Source organism: Proteus hauseri (assembly GCF_004116975.1).
Taxonomy (GTDB): domain Bacteria; phylum Pseudomonadota; class Gammaproteobacteria; order Enterobacterales; family Enterobacteriaceae; genus Proteus; species Proteus hauseri.
In genome coordinates, this window is sequence record NZ_CP026364.1 from 1,533,062 (window position 1) to 1,555,177 (window position 22,116).

Genomic DNA, 22,116 nt, shown 5'->3' on the forward strand with positions numbered 1-22,116 from the left:
AAGTTATTCTTCATCAATAATCAAGGTGGATAAATGAAAGTTTCAGCACGTAATCAGTTAGTGGGTAAAGTTGTTGATATTATTGAAGGTGCGGTAAATAGCGAAGTGATTTTATCGTTAGCTCATGGTGAAAAACTAGCAACAATTATCACTAAAGAAAGCTGTGATAGCTTAAAAATAAAAAAAGAAGGTGAAGCTATTGCGATAATTAAAGCCCCTTGGGTTGTACTTGCCCTGCCTGATTGTGGTTTAAATTTCTCTGCTCGTAATCAGTTTGCGGGTAAAGTTACTCAAATTACACAAGGTGCTGTTAATTCAACTATTCATTTAGAAACTGCTAAAGGATTAGAATTAACAGCGGTCATTACTAATGAAAGTCTACAAGAGATGAAATTAGCCAAAGGCAGCGATGTATTAGCATTAGTTAAAGCATCTAGTGTGATTGTAGCAACTCGAAAATAAAATGTTTTAGGTTTTATTGAGTAAAAAAATGTCAGATTAAAAAAGAGAGGCTAATCATTGGCCTCTCTTTTTATTTGGTTTAATGTGAAAAATATGAATCATTTAAGATTTATAGCCTCGATCACCTTTTTAAATAAAGGCGTAGGAACCTATTAATCTTTTTCACCTGCAACTTTGAGTTGTTGGTAAATATAGTTTTTATAACTATTAATCAGTTTTTCATCTTCACAGTCATTTAATTTACCTTCACATAAATGGCGCATTTGGATGTTTGCTTTATAGAAAGGTGATAAAGGTAAACGCGCACGCTCAAGTAACATTCCACCAAGGAAACTGATATCTGTTAATTCACCTGTCGATAAAGTAGCACCTTGGGTTAAATTATCGCGTAATGTGAATTGAGTAATATGTGCAGGATCTGAAAATTGAGATTGATAGTTTTTTAACTCAATATTAGGTTGATGATCACCAAAATAGAGAAATAACGTTGGTCTTTCTCGTTGAGCAACAAAGTGAGCGAAATCTTCTATAGCTGGATCACTATTGATGATTTTTTCCATATAGTGGCTAAATTTACCTGGTGCATTACGACTTTCAGTTTGGCCTGTGATTTGATAATCATCACTATGAGATTCATTATAAGGGCCATGTTCATACATGGTTAATGAGAACACAAATAGTGGTTTATCTGTGTGTGTTTTTAATACCTCTTTAAGATAACCCAACATATCTTTTGTGGAGATAGTCCATAAATTCTCTTCTAAACTTCCGGGATATCCTAGTTCTTGAGGTTGAATAATTTCATCAATTCCCATTTCTCCGTAAGCATATCCAGCATGATAAGCGCTACGATTAAATGGTGTAAGCAATACAGTGTAGTAACCTTCAGATTTTAGTTGGCGAAATAGACTTTCATTTAAGTTATCTACAACAAAATAGAAAACGGAGTTTTTACGTGAACCAAAGTCATCTGTATTTAATCCTGTTAATACAGAAAATTCAGAAAGCCAAGTGCCGCCGCCAAAGGTTTGTACACGTAATGGGCTTTGTGCACTAACGCCCACATCTTTTTTAAACATAAACAGATCGGGTAAAGTCACATCTTTATTGAATTGATAAATAGCTGGATTTACGGTGGATTCTTGTAGCAAGACAACAATATCTGGCTTTATTGCTGTTTGTGTTTCTGGCAGGTTGATATTGGCCGCTTTTTCAAGAAAGTAATCTGCCTTTTCATTGTAATAAGGAGGAGAATAGGTTGTTTGATAACCAGACATGATTAAATTAGTTACCGTTCCTTTACCGCCAGGTAATGTTCCTTCCCATGTTGTTTGCCATTTTTCCACTGTAAAATGTGCTGATATTAATCCAATAACTATTAGTAAGATTGCACTAATACGTAATTTTAAATTAGATTTTTTAGAGAAGCGCCAAGAAACCAACATATTAATCAGTAACCAAATTAGCATTACAATTAATGCAACACCAGCTTCCCAATAATGGCCTAAGGTACCCAGATTCGAGCTATCAAGGGCTAGGTTAATATCTGAGAACATTAAGGGTTCTTTATAATAATGCACCTTAAGTTGGCTAATAAATTTAATGATAATAAACAGTGTGCCTGTTGTTACTGCGGCAAATAAGTAACGAGCTGATAATATAAAAAAGATGGCGAATAGGATGAAATAAGCACTAACAGAAAGTAAAGCGGTATAAATGAGATTAGCTTTCTCAAAGACAATAAATAGAGAAGCAATAAGAATTAGTGCAAGGTATGTGTACCCTGATAGTTTTTTCATATCTCTTTCCGAGCATAGTAACAAGTTATTATGATGAGATTATTACAAATATCGCAGGGGATTACCTTAAATTGGCTGAATAGGGTATTCAGCCAAAGAGGATAAAACCAGTAATTAGAATAATCCTTTATCCCGTAGAATATGGAGGTCTTTTTTACGACGGGTAAATCCAGTGCGATCAAAATACTCTAAAATTTGTACTGCTAATTTGCGCCCAACAGATAATTCATCACGAAAATCTGCCGCTGTCACACTACCATTGGTTTCATTATATTTGATGATGATGGATGCAAATTGTTCTATGGACTTATGAGTATAGTAACGATCTGCGATAATAGGAATTATTAATCCTAACTGTGCGGCTTTGCGTAATAAAGAACGCACGATTTTTTCATCATTTTTCATTTTATCAGCAAGATCACGTACCCACCAAGGCTCTGATTGCTCAAAGTAAACTTTAGCTATTTGCCACAACGCATCTTGTTCTGCTGAAAAAGCTAAACCATGTGATGGCAAATGAAGCCAGCCACGACTTTGATTGATGGCTCCAGCGTTTAACAACTGCTCAATTAAGCTGTAGACAATTTCATCGTGATAAGTTGGCAACGCCATACGTTTTAATCGTGAACGACCTACACCCATCTGATCATTATGTTGTTGGTGATATTCTTCAAGGGTATTTAATAGTTTTTGTTTAGCATTTTGCGCATTTTGTTGAGAAAGAATAACGCCTGCCGCTGACACTATATCTACAGTAGATAAAAGTTGATTAAGTGCCGTCTCTGTTAATTGTTGAGCCCAAGAAAATTGACTGAGTAATAATTCACCTTTGGGTAAACATAATTGTAAATATTCACGCTCATCAGCTGCATTATCAAGCGCATGTAGCCAGGTTAAAAATTCATCTTGGCGCTTCCCTCGGCGTGGAGAATGTAAATGTAAAACTTTTGCAGCCGCTAAAGTGCGTTGTGCACCAATATCTCGAAGAATAAGGCGGTCGTTATCCACCAACCAAAGTGGTGTATCGAGAATAAGCTCAGCTAATTGTGGCGTATCATTTTCGTCATTAAGCAGCGAAACTCGTCCCGTAATATGGCGTGTTCCGTGGTGAACATGAACAGATTGCCAATGTTTTAATGGTTCATCTGTTATTAAACTCACTAATACTTTGTGAGCCTGATAATTAGGTTCTTGTGATAGTAACCAATCACCACGAGAGACATTATCTTTACTAATATCTCCTGTGATATTGATGGCAATACGATGACCTGCTCCCGCACTTTCTACAGGCTGATTTTGAGCATGAAGAGCTCTTATTCTGACGGGTTTATCCGCACCAGTTAACCAGAAAGTTTCACCAACGGAGATTTGTCCAGCAAGTGCGGTACCTGTAACCACCAATCCCGCCCCTTTAATACTAAAGACACGGTCTATCGCTAATCGAAAACGTTTATGCCATTGAGGGTGTTGTTGCTCTTGCTGGTGCAAGGTAACTAAGTAATCGCGTAATTCAGCAATTCCTTCGCCAGTGGGTGCCGACGTCATAAACATAGAAACATCATGCCAACCTAAATTTGCTAAAAAATCACTAACTTGTTGGCGAACTTCGTCAATACGTTGTGTTGAGACGCGATCTGCTTTTGTAAGAATAACGGTAACTTGAGGGCAACCAGCAAGGCGAAGAATAGAAACATGTTCGATGGTTTGTGCCATAACACCATCGTCACAAGCCACAATAAGTAAAGCGTGAGAAATACCACCAACACCCGCAAGCATATTAGAGAGAAATTTCTCATGCCCAGGAACGTCAACAAAACCAATAGATGTACCATCAGGTTGAGGCCAATAGGCATAACCTAAATCTATTGTCATGCCACGTTTTTTTTCTTCAGGTAAGTGAGTCGTATCTACGCCAGTAATAGCTTGTATTAATGTGGTTTTTCCGTGGTCAACGTGACCTGCTGTAGCAAAAATCATAGTAAAAGTGCCTGTATTAATGCATTTTCATCCTCAAGACAGCGTAGATCAAGCCACAAGCGACCCTCTGTAATACGGCCAATAATGGGCTTTTCTAGATGACGCCACTGCGCAGCTAATGCTTCTAATTGGCTGCCTTTTCCTTCTTTGGCTTCAAATGTCAGTGCTACACTCGGTAAGCTTTCAATAGGTAATGAACCACTACCTATTTGTGAAGCGCATGAGGAGATGTTGATATGGTAATATTCCCCATAATATGCCTGAAAATAAGGCAGTAACCGTTGCGCCATATCATTAATTTCTGTTTGTGTCCGAGTCAACAAACGTAATGTCGGAATTTCAATAGCCATTTTTTCTGGCTGTTGATACAGGCGTAAAGTGGCATCTAATGCAGCTAATGTCATTTTATCAACCCGTAATGCACGTTTAAGAGGATGACGCTGAATAGCCTCAATCCACGTTTTTTTACCTAAAATGATCCCCGCTTGTGGACCACCTAATAACTTATCACCCGAAAAAGTCACTAGATCAATGCCTTGTTGTAAATAGTCTTGCGGCATAGGTTCAGCGGGTAAACCTAAGCGTGATAAATCGGTCATAGAGCCACTACCTAAATCGATAGCAGTAGGGAGACCCAATTCTTTACCTAGTGTCGCGAGTTCTTCACCATGGACTTCGGCAGTAAATCCTTGAATACAGTAATTACTGGTGTGTACCTTCATCAGTAATCCCGTATTTTCATTAATCGCGTTGCGGTAATCTTTTAAGTGTGTGCGGTTGGTTGTGCCCACTTCTTTTAAAGTACAACCTGCTTGTGTCATTACATCAGGAATACGAAAAGCACCGCCAATTTCAACGAGTTCTCCCCTAGAAACCACGACTTCTTTATTTGGGGCAACGGTTGCTAACATCAGTAAAACAGCTGCTGCATTGTTATTAACGATACAAGCATCTTCCGCACCTGTTAATTCACAAAGCAAATCAGCAACAGCGCGGTCTCGATGACCCCGCGAAGCGCCATCAAGTGAATATTCTAACGTGGCAGCTGAGCGCATAACTTGGTTTACTGCTTCAATAGCGGACTCTGCCATTAATGCACGACCCAAATTTGTGTGTAGTACAGTGCCTGTTAAATTAAATACTGGTTTAATCGATGATTTTCGCTGTTGAAAAATACGGTTTTGTAATTCATCAGCCCAATGGCTATGCCACTGAGGAAGGCTACCTTCTTGGCGAATAATGATACGCGCTTCTTCTTGTAATTTTCGTAAGTGCTCTGCAATAAATGTCTGCCCATAAGAAGCGATGAGCGCTTGAATATCGGCTTGATGCAGTAATTTATCGATAGATGGCAGTTGGCTGTAGAGTGAGCGCGTATCATTTGTCATGCTATTACCTAATAATTATTCATTCGGAAATAATAATGGGTTAATACTACTGCGGGCAAAGCCCTCTTCTTCCATTTTTGCATCAAGAATAATTGATGCCAGATCATCAGCTACCGCATCAACATTGGCATCTTTTTCTTGATATAAAATCTTCAGATAACTGCCGCAATCACCACAGCTTTCTGCTTTCACCGCCGCTTTTTCACTATCAAGCGACCAGTAGTTTAGTTGACCTGTGAGTTCACAGTTGGTGCATTTAATGCGCACAACATGCCACTCGGTTTCACATAAATTACAGTGTAAATAGCGTAAACCTTGGGTGGTGCCGATTTGTACCATGCTAGCAACAGGCATACTGTTACAAACTGGGCAGAATTGACGATTTTCGCCATATTCTGTTTTCGCTTTCCCCGGAATATTGGCCGCAAGCTGTGCCCAATAAAGAGATAAAGCAGCCCAGATAAAAACAGATTTATCTGCTGAAACTTTTGAATATTCATCGTTGAGTAATGCCGTTGCCATCTCTTCAAGCTCATTTTCAGAGGCTTTTGACAGATTTTCTAATGCAACTTTCGCATTTTCAGGCACTACGGTGATAAGTTCCGCTATGATAGATGTTAGTAATTTATGCCAGTGTTTAGTGCGCTGAAATGTTTTTCTATCCAAAGGTGCTTTATTGGCTTGCTGCGTTAACAGTGGTGCTAAGTCGAGCTCTAGAGGATTATCATGTAGCGCTTTTTCTTGCGCGTTAGCAACCTCAGCGGCAAATTCAAGGTAATCCGCGAATGGGTTATCTTTTGCGAGTGTTTGAAAACGTTCAGCACGGCGTTGATAGAGATTTTTTAGATTAGGAAACAGTACTGGTGGAATAAAACTAATACTTTTCTCTGATTGCTCTTTGCCTAATTGCTCTTTAGGAACGATGCGAATACTCATAACGTTCTATCTTCCTATAATCATTAATTTTATAGTTTATTACTTACTTTTGTTGGCATCAGGATAAATCAAAAACTTACTTGAAGCCATTACAGTAGGTAATGATGAGATCATGTTATTGTTTTTTTTCACGATTAATTATTAACGCCGAAAAAAAATGAAAAAACACGAGAATAAAATAAAAAAAACGGAGGCATACTTCAGCCTCCGTTTGTTCAGAAATGAGTATTGGTACCTTATTTCTGTGACTGCTTGTTCTCTTCTTCTTTTTTCTCTTCTTCTAGTACTTCACGGTACCAGCGTGGATGGTGCTTTTTAGCCCAACCGCGTGTAACCCAGCCTTCAATCATGCTACGAATCGAGCCTTTAACCCAAAACGCCGCATAGGCATGAACAATAACAGTAATAATCAGTAAGATTGCTGAGAGTGAATGCACTAGCAATGCAATACGAATAACTGGAATAGAGAAATAATCAGCAAAATAAGGACGCCAAATGATAACACCACTTACTGTCAGCAGAATAAGACTGATACTTAATGTCCAGTAAATTCCTTTCTGACCAAGGTTGTAGTGACCAATATCACCCGCTTCTTCATTTTGCAGTACTTTGTGAATATTTTTAGCCCAAACTAAATCGTCTTTATCAATAAAGTTGTGCTTCAAGTATCTGAAGAACATAAAGATAAAGAGGAATGCCATCACACTACCCACAAATGGGTGGAGTAAACGTGATAATTCTGGCGTTCCTAAAATATTCATAAACCAGTTCAGTGATGGGAAGAAGAAACCCAATCCGCTGATTGCAGTGAATACGAAAACTATCGCCACTAACCAGTGGTTAATACGCTCTGATGCGGTATGGCGAAGAATTTTATCACTTTTCTTCTTCATCATTTTTGCTCCTCTTTATTCACAGAGTCCTGTGTTTTAGAAGATGCTTCCATCTCTTTAAGCGCTTCTTCTTCGTCTTCTTCAGTCGTTCGGTTAGGGCCGACACCTAAGTAGTGGAAGATTGCACCTGCAAAAGTGGCAGCAAAACCAACTGCAGCCAGTGGTTTCCAAATGCCTTTCCAGAATTTAACCGTTGAGCTAATTTCTGGATTTTCTGGTAAACCATGATACAAATTAGGTTTATCAGCATGATGAAGTACGTACATTACGTGTGTACCACCTACACCTTGTGGATCATACAAACCCGCGTTTTCATAACCACGAGTGTTAAGTTCTTCCACACGCTCATTAGCCAGATTGATCATTGATTCTTTAGAACCAAAATGAATCGCACCTGTTGGGCATGTTTTTACACACGCAGGTTCTTGACCAACTTCAACACGATCAACGCATAATGTGCATTTATAAGCGCGGTTATCTTCTTCGTTAATGCGAGGCACATCGAAAGGACAGCCTGCAATACAATAACCACAACCAATACAGTGTTCAGATTGGAAATCCACAATACCGTTAGCGTATTGAACTATCGCGCCTTCAGCAGGACAGGCTTTTAAACAGCCCGGATCTGCACAGTGCATACAGCCATCTTTACGAATTAACCATTCCAGTTTGCCGTTTTCTTCAACTTCAGAAAAACGCATGACTGTCCATGATTTGGCCGTTAAATCTGTTGGGTTATCATAAACCCCAACGTTAGTGCCAATTTTATCGCGAATATCGTTCCATTCAGAACAAGCAACCTGACAGGCTTTACAGCCGATACACGTTGTTACGTCGATAAGTTTTGCTACTTCTTCCTTGTAATCCCGCACATGAGGTGCGGGAGTAAGAGAATTGGTAGCAGAGCGACGAATAATGTCTTGAGATTGCAGTGACATAATTTATCTCCTTACACCTTTTCCACATTAACAAGGAACGCTTTAAACTCAGGCGTTTGTGTATTTGCATCACCCACGAATGGCGTTAACGTATTCGCAATAAAACCTTTAACTGCAACACCTTCAAAGCCCCAGTGAATAGGAATACCAATGGTATCCACATTACGACCATCGACTTGTAGGGTTCTAATACGTTTTGTGACTACCGCTTTCGCTTTGATATAACCACGTTTTGAGCTGACTCTAACCGTATCGCCTTGAACAATGCCTTTTTCTGCCGCTAAACGCTCACCGATTTCGATAAATTGTTGTGGCTGAATAATTGCATTTAACAATGCGTGTTTAGTCCAGAAGTGGAAGTGTTCAGTCAGACGATAAGTCGTACCAACATAAGGGAACTCTTCTGCTTTACCCATGTCTTTCCAGTCATCTTTAAAGATACGGGCAGCTGGGTTAGAAACGACATTAGGGTGCAATGGATTAGTACCTAATGGTGTTTCAATTGGCTCATAGTGTTCTGGGAATGGACCTTCTGCCATCTTATCGATAGCAAACAAGCGACCCATACCTTCAGGTTGCATAATAAACGGACCAACATCAGAACCCGGTGCAGCATTGCTATAGTCAGGTACATCAATACCCGTCCATTTGCTGCCATCCCATTCGATTAACTTACGTTTAGGATCCCATGGTTGACCTTGTGGGTCTGCCGATGCACGGTTATAAATAATACGGCGGTTAAGAGGCCATGCCCATGCCCAACCTAATGTGTTACCCAATCCAGATGGATCTGAGTTATCACGGTTAGCCATCTGGTTACCCGCTGGCGTCCAGCTACCTGCGAAGATCCAGCAACCACTTGCAGTTGTACCGTCATCGCGTAACTGAGCAAACGAGCTAAGTTGTTGACCTTTCTTAACAATGATATTGCCATCAGCATCTTTTAAGTCTACTAAGGCTTTACCATTACTCTCTTGAGCCACTTCTTCTGGTGTTGGATTATCAGGATCAAAATAATCCCAAGTCATACTCAACACTTGTTCTGGCATTGCGCCGCCTTCATCTTTATAAAGCTGGCGTAAACGATGGAAAATACCAGATAGAATTTCACCATCACTCAGTGCGATACCTGGGGCATCTGCACCTTTCCAGTGCCACTGTAACCAACGACCTGAGTTAACGATAGAACCGTTTTCTTCAGCAAAACAGCCAGTAGGCAGACGGAATACTTCAGTCTGGATCTCTTCTGTTTTAACGTCGTTCTCTTCACCGTGGTTTTGCCAGAAACAAGAAGTTTCAGTATTGAGCGGATCCATGGTGATAAGGAATTTCAGTTTTGATAATGAACGAATCACTTTGTTCTTATTCGGGAATGACGCTACAGGGTTAAAGCCTTGGCAGATATAGCCATTCACTTCCCCTTTATCCATCATCTCGAAATATTGTAGAACGTCGTATGCTTTATCCCACTTAGGTAACAGTGAGAAGCCCCATTCGTTATCTTTTTGGGCTTTATCGCCATAGAAAGTCTTCATTAAACTGACGAAGAATTTCGGATAATTACCCCAATAGTTTACTTGTCCTGGTACTGTTGCTTTTGGCGTATTCGCTGCTAAGTAGGTTTCTAATGAAGTCTGCTTTTCAGATGGCAGCGTCATATAGCCTGGTAAGCTTTGAGATAACAGACCAAGGTCAGTTAAGCCTTGAATATTTGAGTGACCACGCAGTGCGTTAACACCACCACCAGCCATACCCATATTACCTAACAGTAATTGGATCATCGCCATGGTACGAATATTTTGCGCACCCACGGTGTGCTGAGTCCAGCCTAATGCATACAGGAAAGACGCTGTTTTATCTTTCGCTGCGGTCTCTGCAATATATTCACAAACTTTTAAGAAATCTTCTTTTGGTGTGCCACAAATCTGAGTTACAACATCAGGCGTATAACGGCTAACATGCTGTTTTAACAGATTCCAGACACAACGAGGATGTTGTAATGTGGTGTCGCGTTTTGCGAAACCATTTTCATCCATCTCGTAGTTCCAAGTCGTTTTGTCATATTGACGTTTTTCTGGGTCGTAACCACTGAATAGACCATCATCAAAGTGATAATCTTCACGCACAATCAAGCTGGCGTTGGTATAAGCCTCTACATACTCTTTTTGATACTTCTTATTTTCTAGCAGATATAAAATCACGCCAGATAAGAAAGTGATATCAGTACCAGAGCGAATAGGCGTATAGAAATCCGCAACAGCCGCAGTACGGGTGAAGCGTGGATCGACAACAATTAATTTGGCTTTATTATGGATTTTAGCTTCCATCGCCCAGCGGAAACCTACAGGGTGAGCTTCTGCCGCATTACCGCCCATAACGACGATAAGATTGGCATTTTTCATATCAACCCAGTGGTTGGTCATCGCACCGCGACCAAATGTTGGAGCAAGACTTGCTACCGTTGGTCCGTGTCAGACACGCGCTTGGTTATCAACAGCGAGCATACCGAGTGCTCTAGAGAACTTCTGAGTTAAAAACCCAGTTTCGTTACTTGCTGCTGAGGCGCAAAGCATACCTGTTGTTAACCAACGGTTGACTTCAACACCTTCTTTGTTGAGTTTCTGGAAATTGGCGTCGCGGTCTTTTTTGATTAAGCGCGCAATGCGGTCAAAAGTTTCTTCCCATGATAATTTCACCCATTTATCCGAGCCGGGTGCACGGTATTCTGGGTGTTGTAAGCGACCTTTACTGTGGATGTAATCCACCAGACCTGCACCTTTAGGACAAAGTGCACCACGGTTTACTGGGTGGTCTGAGTCACCTTCAATATGGAAAATTGTTTCTTTTGCGTTTTTCGCGCCATCGCCCAGACTATACATTAATAGTCCACAACCGACAGAACAGTACGTACAGGTATTTCGGGTTTCGCGGGCACGTAGTAATTTATACTGGCGTGAACCTGCTAACGCAACCGCTGGTGCAAAACCAAGTGCAGCCGCCGTTGTACCTGCCATACCGCCAGCACAGATCTTAAAGAACTGTCTTCTGCTGACCTGCATGGGGTCTCTCCTTATCATACATTGCTTTTACTGACTCTGATTTTCTTCACGAAAATGGAGCTGATTCTTGTTTTATTCCCGTTATCATTAACAGGATCAGGTTCATTGCCTGCAAGGTAGTGTAAAATCCTTTTACCCGTATTGTTATTATGTATTAATAAATTTAGGAATTCATCTTATGGATGAAACAAAATCGACAGAATTGTTAACTAAACGTGTAATCATTGGCGTAGATCAAACAATTGTGCAACACAAAGGATCTCTTAACAGACAAGAGGGTGATTTTATTGCACTCGAAGTTCCTGTTGCATTAGTGTACAACGGAATTTCTCACGTTGTTATGATGGCAAGCCCTAAAAATTTAGAGTTGTTTGCTGTCGGATTTTCATTATCCGAAGGCATTATAGAGTCTTCTAATGAAATTCGCAGTATCGAAATTGTTGAAAGTTGTAACGGTGGTATTGAAGTTCAGGTTGAACTATCGAGCCGGCGCTTTATGGGATTAAAAGCGCGCCGCCGCAATATGACAGGACGTACGGGCTGTGGCATCTGTGGAACAGAACAGTTAGAAGAGATTTTTCGTCCAATTACGCCATTACCTTTTACACAAACTTTTTCACTTTCTCATCTTGATAAAGCGCTAGAGCAGATGAAAACAGTACAAGAGATCGGTGAATTAACCGGCTGTACTCATGCTGCTGTTTGGTTATCACCAGAAGGTGAAATGCAAGGTGGATGTGAAGATGTGGGTCGTCATGTGGCGCTTGATAAACTGATAGGATTAAAAGCACAAAAAGAATGGACTGATGGTGCGGTATTGGTTTCAAGTCGAGCAAGTTATGAAATGGTACAAAAAGCAGCTATGTGTGGTGCGGAAATTCTATTTGCTGTTTCGGCTGCAACCTCTTTAGCTGTCGAAGTTGCCAATCAATATAATGTCACGCTGGTGGGGTTCTGTCGTCGTGGGCGAGCAACGATATTTACTCATCCTCAACGACTGAGTGATTAAAGCGAATGACAGATTTATAAATAGGTGTAATGGCTTAATGTAATCGCTTCGCACCTATTTGATTTTTTATCACCATAGTTCACCTAATTTATAATCCCACTCTTTGGGTTTAATCGGCATACGTCCTGCATTTGGAGTAAATGTTATTTCGCTAAACAGCAACGTATGTTCTGACATTAAAAAATCTACCCGACAATAAATAAAACCTTGTGCTAACTTTTCTGCTAGTGAGAGCATTTTGTTAAATTGAGAAGGTACTTCAATGTGCACTGGCGTATTAGGCGCTTCTAAAGTAAAGGGCTGTAGCTGCCAAAGAGTATTATACACATTGATATATTCATGGCCTTTTGTATCGCTGATATCGATTTCAGCATAGTGCGTATTTCCCTGAAAACAGTGAATTCGGCAAGTTGTTGGCACCATTGGTCTCTGAGTGTTAAAGAGGTCGATATACTCTTCACAAATTATTTGTGGTTTGATATTTTTATAATGCCATTCGCGAGTAACATGATAAAGATTGCGTTTTAAATGAAATGCGAGCTTTTGTTTTGCTTTTTCTAATGAAAAGTTATTTTTATCAAGACAAATAATCGCACTACCGCTGTCATGATTACATTTTAAAACAAAGCGAGGAGGGAGTTCATCTAATATTATTTCATTTGGATGGGCGTAGATTTTAATAATAGGAACAAGATACTGTTTACCTATTTTTTCAGTAACATAATCTCGTACTTTTATCTTGTTGGCTAATTGAGTATAAATAGGATTTCTATCATAAAGCATACGAGCGTTAATTTTTTCATTAAGGGAAATAGGTATAATGAAATTTGGTTGATAGCCTAAATTACGTATAAATTTATATTTTAAATAGCTTTGATCAGATACTAAAACAGTACGTAGTTGTTTGAAATAATACTCTAATAGTTTCATAGGTTAATATTTATTTTAATATATAAGTAAATTAATATGTTGATAATAGATGTGCTTTATATAAAAAAAGATTTAAAAATGATTTAAAATAAAAACCAAGTGTTGGTGGAAAATTTAGTTAACCTTATATTTAAAAATATTTTTATTAGTTTTTATTCTAAGTTTTTTATCAGTTTAATATTTAGAGTCATATTCGAATGTTATCAATGTTTTTATTGTAAAATAAAAAAATGTAATCACATTAAGATATGATTAATAAAAAAATATAAATTAAGAGTATATTAATTGGTAGACCATTTGGTTACGCTAATAGGTCTATCCCAGCTATGAAAACGTAACCCTTTCCCGGTTCTATTTCCGTGGCTATCTAATATCTCATAATATTCTTCAATAATTTGGCTACGTCCACGTTGCCATTCATTAGTGGTAGCAAAAGGATCGACTAAATAAATATCACCAACGACAGTATATAACTCACCTAAATAGCGAATTTTACGAGTGCCGTTGCTGGAATAGTGAGTAAACATAATTTGGTAGGTTTTATAATATTCAGGTTGGCCATAAGGGCCATATTTCATTGCAATATAACGAATACCTTGAGGTTCTGCATGACTAGAACCACCAGGAACGGGCATATCCGGCGTGATATTGAAAAGTGTGTAACGAGAACTTGCTGTGGGTTGTCTTAATGCTTGTCGATAACTTTGAGAATCTAAGCCAGATGCTGTCCATGTTCTATCCACAAGACCATTTTCTGCAAAACAGAAGAAAGATAATCCTAATAATGAAAGAATTATAAATAGGGACTTAGCTGACATAAACACTCCTTTATTGTCATTATGATGCCAGAAAATAAAGTTGTTATTCCCTGAAATAAAGCGGAAGAATCCCTTTATTTCTAGCCGTCAATATATTTCATTCCAAATGGTTATCGAAAGACGTATTTTTAGCGAGAAAATATTTTTAACATTATTCGCCGCCTGTATTTTATTGATATGATGTTATTAGATATAAATTTTATTTATTTATTTTGTGATAAAATAATAAAATACCAAATAGTTTAAGGTTGATAATTAATGGATACTCGTTTATTGAATGCATTTGTTGTATTGGCAGAAATAGGACATTTTGGTGAAGCATCATCGCGTCTTTTTATTAGTCAACCTGCACTTACTAAACAGATTAAAACATTAGAATCTCAACTTGGTGTGGTGTTATTTCAGCGTGGAAGACAAGGGACTAAATTAACTCAAGAAGGACAATATTTATTAAACCAGTCATTATCAGTATTACGTGAAGTAAATATTCTAGAAAAAAAAGCCTATCAATTAGCATCACCTGAAAAAGTAGTTCTAAATGTTGGCTTTGGACTTTGTGCATTAAGTTTTATCACACCCTTATTAGATAAATTTAATCTGCGTTACCCTGATGCTGTTGTAAATATTAAAGATATGCCTTCTAATTATATGGAAGCGAAACTTATCGCTGGCACACTTGATCTGGCCTGTTCTCAGTTACCAGTACCAAAACCATTAAAAGGTATAGCATTAGCTGAAGAGCGATTAATGTTAGCAATACCTACGCAAAATATTACGGTGCTAGAGATTGATTATCATCCATTACATTATGTTGAAAAACTGGGGCTTATTAAATTAATGCCAGAAAAAGGGAGACGATTTTATCAGCAAATAGATAATTATTTAACATATCATCAAGTTACGTCTTGCGTATTGCAGCAGTCACCAAATATTCAAACTCAGCTATCTCTTGTTGCTGCTGGGTTAGGTGTGGCATTTGTGCCTAAAAGCGCAGCGCTATTATGTGACAAAAAAAGAGTCACCTTATTACCACTTTCTGGTATGTATACTCAATGTAAAATAGGTGTTATTTGGAATGATAACATTGAAAATAAAGAGCGTGATATCTTTATTGAATTAATATTCAGAGAAATAGATATTTTATGATTATTTAATTTTAAATTAATTTACTTATTTAATTTATTAATGCTTTGTTTTTGATTTGTATTATTTTTCATTGTTAATAAAAGTAATTATAAATAACAATTGCGAGTTTAATCACAAAAATAAAAATAAATAAATAATCTATTTATTAACTGTTTTAATAAAAGATAATTTAAAACATAGAATTAAGTTTATCACCATAACTTAAGCAGGGTTAATTAAAAGGTACGTTATTAAAAAAGTTATTTACAATTTGGGTTTGTTGGTTTTTAATTAAATCAGAAACGGAGGTGGGTATTAATTTTATTAAAAATAAAACCTAAGAAATAGGTTAATTATATAATTACTTTTTTTATTTTAAAATAAGTGATTATGCCCTAAAGATAATAAGGAAATTACTATGGATATATTGAATAAAGTATCAATTACATTAATTATATTATTTAGCGTCAGTGCTGTACAGGCAGGCATTCACTCTAATCAAAGTGGTTCTTTAACAACGATGGAAGTGGGGGCAAGTGATCCTATCCAACGTGGTGATCATCAAATGCCTGGTGGAGAACCTGGTGTTGGTATTAGTACAGTAGGAGGTGGAAAAAAAATTGGTTTTGTTTCGCTAACATCGCCAAGAATGAGTGGTGGAGCGGATACTCATGGTGTTTATACTATCCAACCTAATGCTAATTCTCCCTCAAGTCACAGTAATATGGGCGTTTTTCATTTTGCTAAAATCACGGATGCTAATGTCTATTTTGGTGACTGGGCAAAAACTACCTCAGTAACAGATGCCACTCATCAAACCTATTATGTTGGTAAAGATGTGACAACCACATTACCGACAGATAGCGCCACTTATACGGTGACGGGTATTAGCCAATACAGCGGTAGTAACCTACTTTCAGGTACGTTTGATGTTGATTTTTCACAAAAGAAAATCGAAGGTTCATTGGCGAATAGCCAACGCACGGTTGAGTTAGAAGGTGGAAATCTTTATACCACCAATAACCAAGTTACGTTTTCTGCTGCTGCAAAAGAAGGTACAACATCCGGAGGTGTTGAAGGTGCCTTTTTTGGTGAAGAAGCTAATGTATTAGCCGGGATTGTGGTGTTTAGTTCAGACCATACTAAAGATATTGGTTTTGGTGGAGCTAAAAATAGTACTGAAAGTGTAGAATCAACAGAATCAACAGAGTAATAGAAATGATATTGTAATTAATTCCGTTCAATAAGGTGTTCTTATTTTAAGTATTGAAATCTGTTTTCTTAAAGTGGTATTAGTGGTTATTAGGCTGTCTATTAGCAACAGATAATCTGAATAAGGTTATCTGTTTTTTTTATAAAAATATGGGTTTAATGGAATAAGAATATTTAATAATAAGGAAATGCTATGCATTATTTGTGGCAATTAATAAGGTTTTTTTTTATAACTAGCATTATATTTTTTCCATTAATAGGAGAGGCGAAGCAGAGATTAAATAATCCTATTTTAGACTTGTTAATTAATCATGATGTATCCATTATAGGTGAACAACTTTATTATAACCTACAGCAACAACGTTGGATTGATGCAGAAGTATTATTACAACATTATCAGCAGCTACCACGGCATGAAGTACTGTTGGTTTATTACGCTAAAGCGCAGCTAGCATTGGCTGAAAATCATTTCTCATTGGCGGAATTTTATTATCAGCAGCAATTAAAACAAAAAGCTGATTTTATTCCAGCACAAATAGGATTAATTTATCTCTATTTCTATCAACAAGATTATATTAAAGCTAAAAACCAACTAAAAAAATTAGCTGAAACAGATAATTTGTCAAAAAGCATTAATAATAAAGTAGCTTATTACCAAGCTAAGTTATCACCTTATTTTTATAGTACTAGGTTCTATCAACTTGGTTTTATATATAATGACAACATTAATCTTGCCTCAGATTATCAAGAGCAGATAGTTTTTGATATACCTTTTGCTAAAGTAACTCGAAAAGGGGGAAGAGCAAAAGGCTCTGTAGGTATTTCACATTTTTTTTCACTTTATCAGCCTTATATTATTAACCGTATACACTCAGTTTCTATTTATTTTCATGCTCAATATATGGATTACCTCTCTTATCGTGACAATAATTATGTTAATTTTTATACTCAATTTAATTATCAGTATCAATATAGTCATTATCAATTTAAATTATCACCACTTTATAAAATAAAAATGCGAGATAAACAGCATGAGTATCAATCGATAGGATTAAATTCAAGTTTATTTATCCCTTTATTAAGAAATCATGCTATTAATATTTCTGGTAATTATAAAAATATAAAGTATAGAGATAATTTAATGAATTTAAACACAAAAGAATTATCTGCTATTGTTACTCTTAAATATAATCTAAACAAAAATTCACTATTACTCAGTCAAATAAATTATCAAGAAAATAGGAAAAAAAACAATTTATTAAATCACCATCAATATGGTATAAAAATAGGGGTTAGTTCACAGCTGCCTTTGCAATGGCATATAGATTTATCTTTACGCTATCGAATTAATTATTTTAATAACTATAATCCATTATTAAAGAAAAAAAGAAAAGATAATGAAATTACATTATCTGCTGTTGTTAAAAAACAAGTACCTATTTTCTGGGGTTTTTATCCTGTAACGGAATTACGTTATACCCGAAATTTAAGCAATGTAGCGTGGTTATATAGCTATCAGCAGCAGGAAGTTATATTTAAATTAGAAAAACAATTTTAATTAAATAAATAACTTCATTAACTAAAAGGATAGGTTAAAATAATGTACCCAATGCTTTTTCGGAAACGAAAATTGTTACCTTTAGTGATTGCGATATCACTGATAACTCCTAGTTTTTATCTACGCGCAGAAGATAAAAAATCAGATTTAGGGCATATTCAAATTTCAGATAATAATGAGAAAAGTAAATCAGAAGAAGATAAACAAGGTTATGCGCAAGTTTATGAAAAAGATGTCTCTAACGTTTATTTAGGCAAAGAGCTTCTAGAACGTTACCAAGGTGTTTCTCCCGCTGATTTATTGAAAAGTGCGATAGGGATTTATAGTGGTGAAGCACGTAATGGTGGGGCACTTGACCCAAATATTCGCGGTATTCAAGGACAAGGGCGAATCCCTGTTACTGTTGATGGGACAGAGCAAGCGATTACTGTTTATCGTGGGTATAGTGGTGCCTCTAATCGTAACTATATTGATTCTAATCTGATTAGTAGTATCTATATTGAAAAAGGCCCTTCATTAACCCCAGATATGAAAACAGGTATTGGTGGTGGTATTGCAATAAAAACCCTAGATATTCGAGATATTGTGCCTATTGGTGACTCTTTTGGGATTAACTTTAAAGGGGATATTAGTAATAACGCTACACGATATAAAGAAGTTTATTTAGATATGCTAGGAGATTACCGTAATCATCCTTATTTTTATCATTATGGTTCAAGAGTTATTGATCCTGCCTTAGAAATAACACCTCAAAAAAATAAAGCTTTGAGTTTTCGCGATCACTCATTTCGTCTAGGCGTTGGATTTGAAAAAGAAAATTTTAATTTATTATTTGCTTATGCATTACGAGAAAAAGGAAATTATTTAGCAGGAAAAAGAAATACAAAAGCCTATCTCGAAACCGATAAAATGGAATCTATCCATTCAATAGATTATAAAGTAAGGTTAACACCTTATGTTCCTTTTATTGCCCATATTTATCGTCCCGGTAATGAAGTTCCTAATACCTCTAGTCGTAATCGTTCTTTTTTAGTCAAAGGGACATTATTCCCTGAATCAGCACACCGTTTTTCCATTAATTACCGATACACTGACTTACTGTTTGGCGATATTATGCCGTTACGATTAGAGTGGGCTCGTTATGAAAAAAATTTAGTAACTCAATGGCCATTAGCAACGATTAATCAACAGGCGGGAATATTAACCTATCAATATAAACCAGAAGATAATAAAGCGGATTTACTGTTACGGCTATGGGGTAACTTAACATCTGGACATACAAATACTCGTGGTGGTGAACCTAGAGTATCTCGGCAAATTGATTATGATGAAAAATATTTATCTAAATGGGATACAAAAGTAGACGTCCGTTTTATTGATACAGCTTCTCTTTACCAAGAAAATAATCGTTATGGTATTGATTTATCTTCGATATTTAAATTATCACCTCAAATTTCCATTTCATTTTCAAGTAACTATCAATTTGAAAAATTAGATAATGATGAAATTGATGTGCCAGCAGGTTTTGATTTTGTTACCGCTGGGCGTGGCGGGCAACGTCATGAAATTAATTTAGCATTATCTACCGATTGGAAACCGCTTTCTTGGTTAGCTGTTAATGCGGGTGGAAAATATAACTATTATCGGTTAAACGATGATTTTTTAAATAATAAACGTCGTAATAGAGTAACAGGTTATGAGAAAAAAACACCAGTTCGAGGTTATATTGTCTCTTATAAGCGAGTTTTAAATTCTGAAGAATATTTATATTACCGTGCTATTAATAAAATTGATGTGGAAACATTACCTGAAGAGTTTAAAAATTATAGGCGTCACCCTGAGTTAAATGAAAAAATACGTAATTTTCAACAATCAAAGTTTGTTTATTCAGAGTATGAAAAGTTATCAGAAGAGATAAATAATGCTGTTGCTAATTATAATCAAGTAAGAAGAGTACAGGTGGATTTTTTACGTAATGATTATATTCGCGATGCGCAAGGAAATATGCAAATAGAGTCATCAAACAAGATCCCTATGATAACGGAATATACTGTTTGGCTATATAATAAAAATGGTGATCTATTAAAAAGTAAAAATATCCTTTTAAATGGTTATTTAGATATGCAAGAAAAGGTTTCTCATCCAACAACAGGAGAACTTGTTTATAAATATGAGATAGAGTTAATAAAACCACAAGAAATTTATATTGAAGAGAAAATAGAAAATAGTTTTTCACCTCAACCTGCTTATCATCATGGCGCATTTTCACCACTAATTTCAGCGACTATTTATGCCAGTGATATGTTGCGTTTTTACGGACGTTATACTGAACAACTACGTTTACCTAGTTTATTTGAAGATACGAGTGGTTTTTCAGGCTCTAAAGCGAGTTATTACGGTTTTAAATTAAAGCCGGAACGAGCAAAAAGTACTGAGCTTGGTGTTGTGCTTGATTTATCTGATTGGCTCAATGTAGAGCATCATGCTGATATTAAACTTAATTATTTTAAAACCAACATTGAAAATGTATTCGATAGAGATTCATTTTGGCAAATGAGGCAATTAGAAAAGCAAATATTAGAAGGTTTAGAATTACAAGCACGTTTCGATAATGGTTTTATTTTTATGGATGCAGCTTTAGTTTATAACCATAAAAATAAAGTATGCGATAAAAATGCATATAGCTCCTTTGATCCTTCAGGTTTATTAGATATAAAAACCTGCATGACCGGAGGATATCCAGGTGGGTTTTTACGTACTTCTATTCAACCAAAATATGCGGCTAATCTTCATATTGGTACTCGTTGGTTTAATAATACACTAGAAATAGGTAGTCGATTTTTATATTCCTCTGAAGTGGAAAATAAAGATGAGAAATGGTTAAAAGAAAAATTACCCCATATATTTTATGGAAATAATAATAATCCAATGCGTTGGGCTAGTGTGTTTACTGTTGATGCTTATTTAAAATATCAACATACCCCCAATTTATCTTTTGAAATTGTAGGTAGTAATTTACTAAACGAATATTACATCGACCCATTAACGCGTTCGGGTATGCCAGCACCAGGACGTACAATTAAATTAGGTGTTACCGCACAATTTTAATGAAAATATATTAGGAGCTTTTTGATGTTTGCACTTTCTGTTAGGCAACCACTTAATCTTAATTATTGGCTAATTGGCGTCACGTTTATCTACATGATGTTCTTTAGTGAGTTATTACGTACTGCTTTGGTGACAGAAAGTGCACATCATATTACTCAGCAGCAACAAAATTCGTTATCCGTGTATCAAGTAACATTTTCAGCGCCTCAGCAACAATCCGCGATAATAAAAGAAGAAATTATTGAATATCACTCTGATAACTTGCCAGTTATTATGCCCGTGGTTGAGACAGGAGAACTTCTTCAACAATACAAAAAACCAGAAATATTGCCAAAGGAAAAACCGTTACCACAGTTACAACCACAACAAACAGAAATTAAAAAGCAGCGGCCAGCTAAAGAGGAACAAGCCAAACCCCGACCGCTTGAAAAAGCTGATCCCAAAAGTGAGCAGTTACAAACCCAGATTCCACCTACTTTAGCCAGCTTTACAGAGTATAGTGCGAGTTCTCAAGCGGGAAAAAGCCGAGCATTAAACGAAAATAGTATTGGGCAAGGTGAATCTGAAAGTGATTATATGAGCTTATTGCGTAAAGAAATAGAACGGCATAAACGTTATCCACCCAAAGCAAAGCGTATGTTACTCGAAGGCGATGTTGTGGTGCGCCTGTCTTTAACTAATGAAGGTATTATTTCAACCGTTGCTGTTGAAAATACTTCAGGTATTCCTTCGTTAGATAGTGCTGCTATTGCTGCGGTAAGACGCGTTAAGCCAATAGGCCCTAAGCCAGACGATGTAAATAATTCACTCATCGTCACTCTTCACTTTAATTTACGTTAATTATTTTGTTAAGTAACACCTAAACATATTGCAATTTGTCTAGGTGTATTTCTTAGTGAGATTG

Annotated in this window: 16 protein-coding genes; 7 read left to right on the forward strand and 9 right to left on the reverse strand. The window is 36.7% G+C overall.

Annotated elements, in window-relative coordinates:
• The first annotated feature begins 33 nt into the window (after positions 1–33).
• Positions 34–462: a TOBE domain-containing protein gene (locus PH4a_RS06930; protein WP_064718374.1), complete on the forward strand. Its 429-nt coding sequence runs from the start codon at positions 34–36 to the stop codon at positions 460–462.
• 152 nt (positions 463–614) lie between these two features.
• On the opposite strand, the gene PH4a_RS06935 is transcribed toward PH4a_RS06930, so the two are convergent.
• From PH4a_RS06935 to fdnG, 7 genes are all read right to left on the reverse strand, one after another.
• Complete coding sequence (locus tag PH4a_RS06935; RefSeq protein ID WP_129038789.1) at positions 615–2,261, reverse strand: LTA synthase family protein; 1,647 nt, start codon at positions 2,259–2,261, stop codon at positions 615–617.
• Between the two features lie 114 nt (positions 2,262–2,375).
• Positions 2,376–4,238 carry a selenocysteine-specific translation elongation factor gene (selB, locus tag PH4a_RS06940; protein ID WP_129038791.1) on the reverse strand — a complete coding sequence of 621 codons (1,863 nt, stop codon included), beginning with the start codon at positions 4,236–4,238 and terminating at the stop codon, positions 2,376–2,378.
• Positions 4,235–5,626 (reverse strand): L-seryl-tRNA(Sec) selenium transferase, encoded by a 1,392-nt coding sequence (gene selA / locus PH4a_RS06945; RefSeq protein WP_129038794.1) that lies wholly within the window; start codon positions 5,624–5,626, stop codon positions 4,235–4,237. Before selA ends, selB begins: the two co-directional genes overlap by 4 nt.
• 15 nt (positions 5,627–5,641) lie before the next feature.
• Positions 5,642–6,562, reverse strand: coding sequence for a formate dehydrogenase accessory protein FdhE (fdhE, locus tag PH4a_RS06950; protein ID WP_064718378.1), 921 nt, complete (start codon positions 6,560–6,562; stop codon positions 5,642–5,644).
• A gap of 236 nt (positions 6,563–6,798) precedes the next feature.
• Positions 6,799–7,458, reverse strand: a complete 660-nt coding sequence (gene fdoI / locus PH4a_RS06955; protein WP_129038797.1) for a formate dehydrogenase cytochrome b556 subunit — start codon at positions 7,456–7,458, stop codon at positions 6,799–6,801.
• On the reverse strand, positions 7,455–8,393 hold the full coding sequence (gene fdxH, locus PH4a_RS06960) for a formate dehydrogenase subunit beta (protein ID WP_129038799.1): 939 nt from the start codon (positions 8,391–8,393) through the stop codon (positions 7,455–7,457). Before fdxH ends, fdoI begins: the two co-directional genes overlap by 4 nt.
• A gap of 11 nt (positions 8,394–8,404) precedes the next feature.
• Positions 8,405–11,452, reverse strand: coding sequence for a formate dehydrogenase-N subunit alpha (gene fdnG / locus PH4a_RS06965; RefSeq protein WP_129038801.1), 3,048 nt, complete (start codon positions 11,450–11,452; stop codon positions 8,405–8,407).
• 178 nt (positions 11,453–11,630) lie between these two features.
• Between fdnG and fdhD the strand changes: the two genes are divergently transcribed.
• On the forward strand, positions 11,631–12,461 hold the full coding sequence (fdhD, locus tag PH4a_RS06970; protein ID WP_129038803.1) for a formate dehydrogenase accessory sulfurtransferase FdhD: 831 nt from the start codon (positions 11,631–11,633) through the stop codon (positions 12,459–12,461).
• Positions 12,462–12,530: 69 nt separating this feature from the next.
• Here the strand turns inward: fdhD and PH4a_RS06975 are convergent, their stop codons facing one another.
• Positions 12,531–13,391, reverse strand: coding sequence for an ATP-grasp fold amidoligase family protein (locus PH4a_RS06975; RefSeq protein ID WP_129038805.1), 861 nt, complete (start codon positions 13,389–13,391; stop codon positions 12,531–12,533).
• Between the two features lie 281 nt (positions 13,392–13,672).
• Positions 13,673–14,209, reverse strand: coding sequence for a UmoA family flagellar biogenesis regulator (gene umoA, locus PH4a_RS06980; RefSeq protein WP_064718384.1), 537 nt, complete (start codon positions 14,207–14,209; stop codon positions 13,673–13,675).
• 258 nt (positions 14,210–14,467) lie between these two features.
• Here umoA and PH4a_RS06985 point away from each other — a divergent pair, with 258 nt between their 5' ends.
• The 5 genes from PH4a_RS06985 to PH4a_RS07005 all read left to right on the forward strand — a co-directional run bounded on the left by PH4a_RS06985 (position 14,468) and on the right by PH4a_RS07005 (position 22,052).
• Positions 14,468–15,355 carry a LysR family transcriptional regulator gene (locus PH4a_RS06985; protein ID WP_129038807.1) on the forward strand — a complete coding sequence of 296 codons (888 nt, stop codon included), beginning with the start codon at positions 14,468–14,470 and terminating at the stop codon, positions 15,353–15,355.
• A 397-nt stretch (positions 15,356–15,752) separates the two neighbouring features.
• Positions 15,753–16,547, forward strand: coding sequence for a Slam-dependent surface lipoprotein (locus PH4a_RS06990; RefSeq protein WP_129038809.1), 795 nt, complete (start codon positions 15,753–15,755; stop codon positions 16,545–16,547).
• Between the two features lie 192 nt (positions 16,548–16,739).
• Positions 16,740–18,104 carry a surface lipoprotein assembly modifier gene (locus PH4a_RS06995; protein WP_129038811.1) on the forward strand — a complete coding sequence of 455 codons (1,365 nt, stop codon included), beginning with the start codon at positions 16,740–16,742 and terminating at the stop codon, positions 18,102–18,104.
• 42 nt (positions 18,105–18,146) lie between these two features.
• Positions 18,147–21,212 carry a TonB-dependent receptor domain-containing protein gene (locus PH4a_RS07000; protein ID WP_129038813.1) on the forward strand — a complete coding sequence of 1,022 codons (3,066 nt, stop codon included), beginning with the start codon at positions 18,147–18,149 and terminating at the stop codon, positions 21,210–21,212.
• A 24-nt stretch (positions 21,213–21,236) separates the two neighbouring features.
• Entirely contained in the window at positions 21,237–22,052 is an 816-nt protein-coding gene (locus PH4a_RS07005; RefSeq protein ID WP_129038815.1) for a TonB family protein, read from the forward strand.
• The last annotated feature ends 64 nt before the right edge of the window (positions 22,053–22,116 follow it).

What these genes read in the sequence shown, in the direction of transcription:
- PH4a_RS06975 (WP_129038805.1), bottom strand. Translation starts at nt 13,391, where the DNA reads ATGAAACTATTAGAGTATTATTTCAAACAACTACGTACTGTTTTAGTA.
- selA (WP_129038794.1), bottom strand. Translation starts at nt 5,626, where the DNA reads ATGACAAATGATACGCGCTCACTCTACAGCCAACTGCCATCTATCGAT.
- PH4a_RS06935 (WP_129038789.1), bottom strand. Translation starts at nt 2,261, where the DNA reads ATGAAAAAACTATCAGGGTACACATACCTTGCACTAATTCTTATTGCT.
- PH4a_RS06995 (WP_129038811.1), top strand. Translation starts at nt 16,740, where the DNA reads ATGCATTATTTGTGGCAATTAATAAGGTTTTTTTTTATAACTAGCATT.
- fdxH (WP_129038799.1), bottom strand. Translation starts at nt 8,393, where the DNA reads ATGTCACTGCAATCTCAAGACATTATTCGTCGCTCTGCTACCAATTCT.
- selB (WP_129038791.1), bottom strand. Translation starts at nt 4,238, where the DNA reads ATGATTTTTGCTACAGCAGGTCACGTTGACCACGGAAAAACCACATTA.
- PH4a_RS06930 (WP_064718374.1), top strand. Translation starts at nt 34, where the DNA reads ATGAAAGTTTCAGCACGTAATCAGTTAGTGGGTAAAGTTGTTGATATT.
- PH4a_RS06990 (WP_129038809.1), top strand. Translation starts at nt 15,753, where the DNA reads ATGGATATATTGAATAAAGTATCAATTACATTAATTATATTATTTAGC.
- fdhD (WP_129038803.1), top strand. Translation starts at nt 11,631, where the DNA reads ATGGATGAAACAAAATCGACAGAATTGTTAACTAAACGTGTAATCATT.
- PH4a_RS07000 (WP_129038813.1), top strand. Translation starts at nt 18,147, where the DNA reads ATGTACCCAATGCTTTTTCGGAAACGAAAATTGTTACCTTTAGTGATT.
- umoA (WP_064718384.1), bottom strand. Translation starts at nt 14,209, where the DNA reads ATGTCAGCTAAGTCCCTATTTATAATTCTTTCATTATTAGGATTATCT.
- fdhE (WP_064718378.1), bottom strand. Translation starts at nt 6,562, where the DNA reads ATGAGTATTCGCATCGTTCCTAAAGAGCAATTAGGCAAAGAGCAATCA.
- PH4a_RS06985 (WP_129038807.1), top strand. Translation starts at nt 14,468, where the DNA reads ATGGATACTCGTTTATTGAATGCATTTGTTGTATTGGCAGAAATAGGA.
- PH4a_RS07005 (WP_129038815.1), top strand. Translation starts at nt 21,237, where the DNA reads ATGTTTGCACTTTCTGTTAGGCAACCACTTAATCTTAATTATTGGCTA.
- fdoI (WP_129038797.1), bottom strand. Translation starts at nt 7,458, where the DNA reads ATGATGAAGAAGAAAAGTGATAAAATTCTTCGCCATACCGCATCAGAG.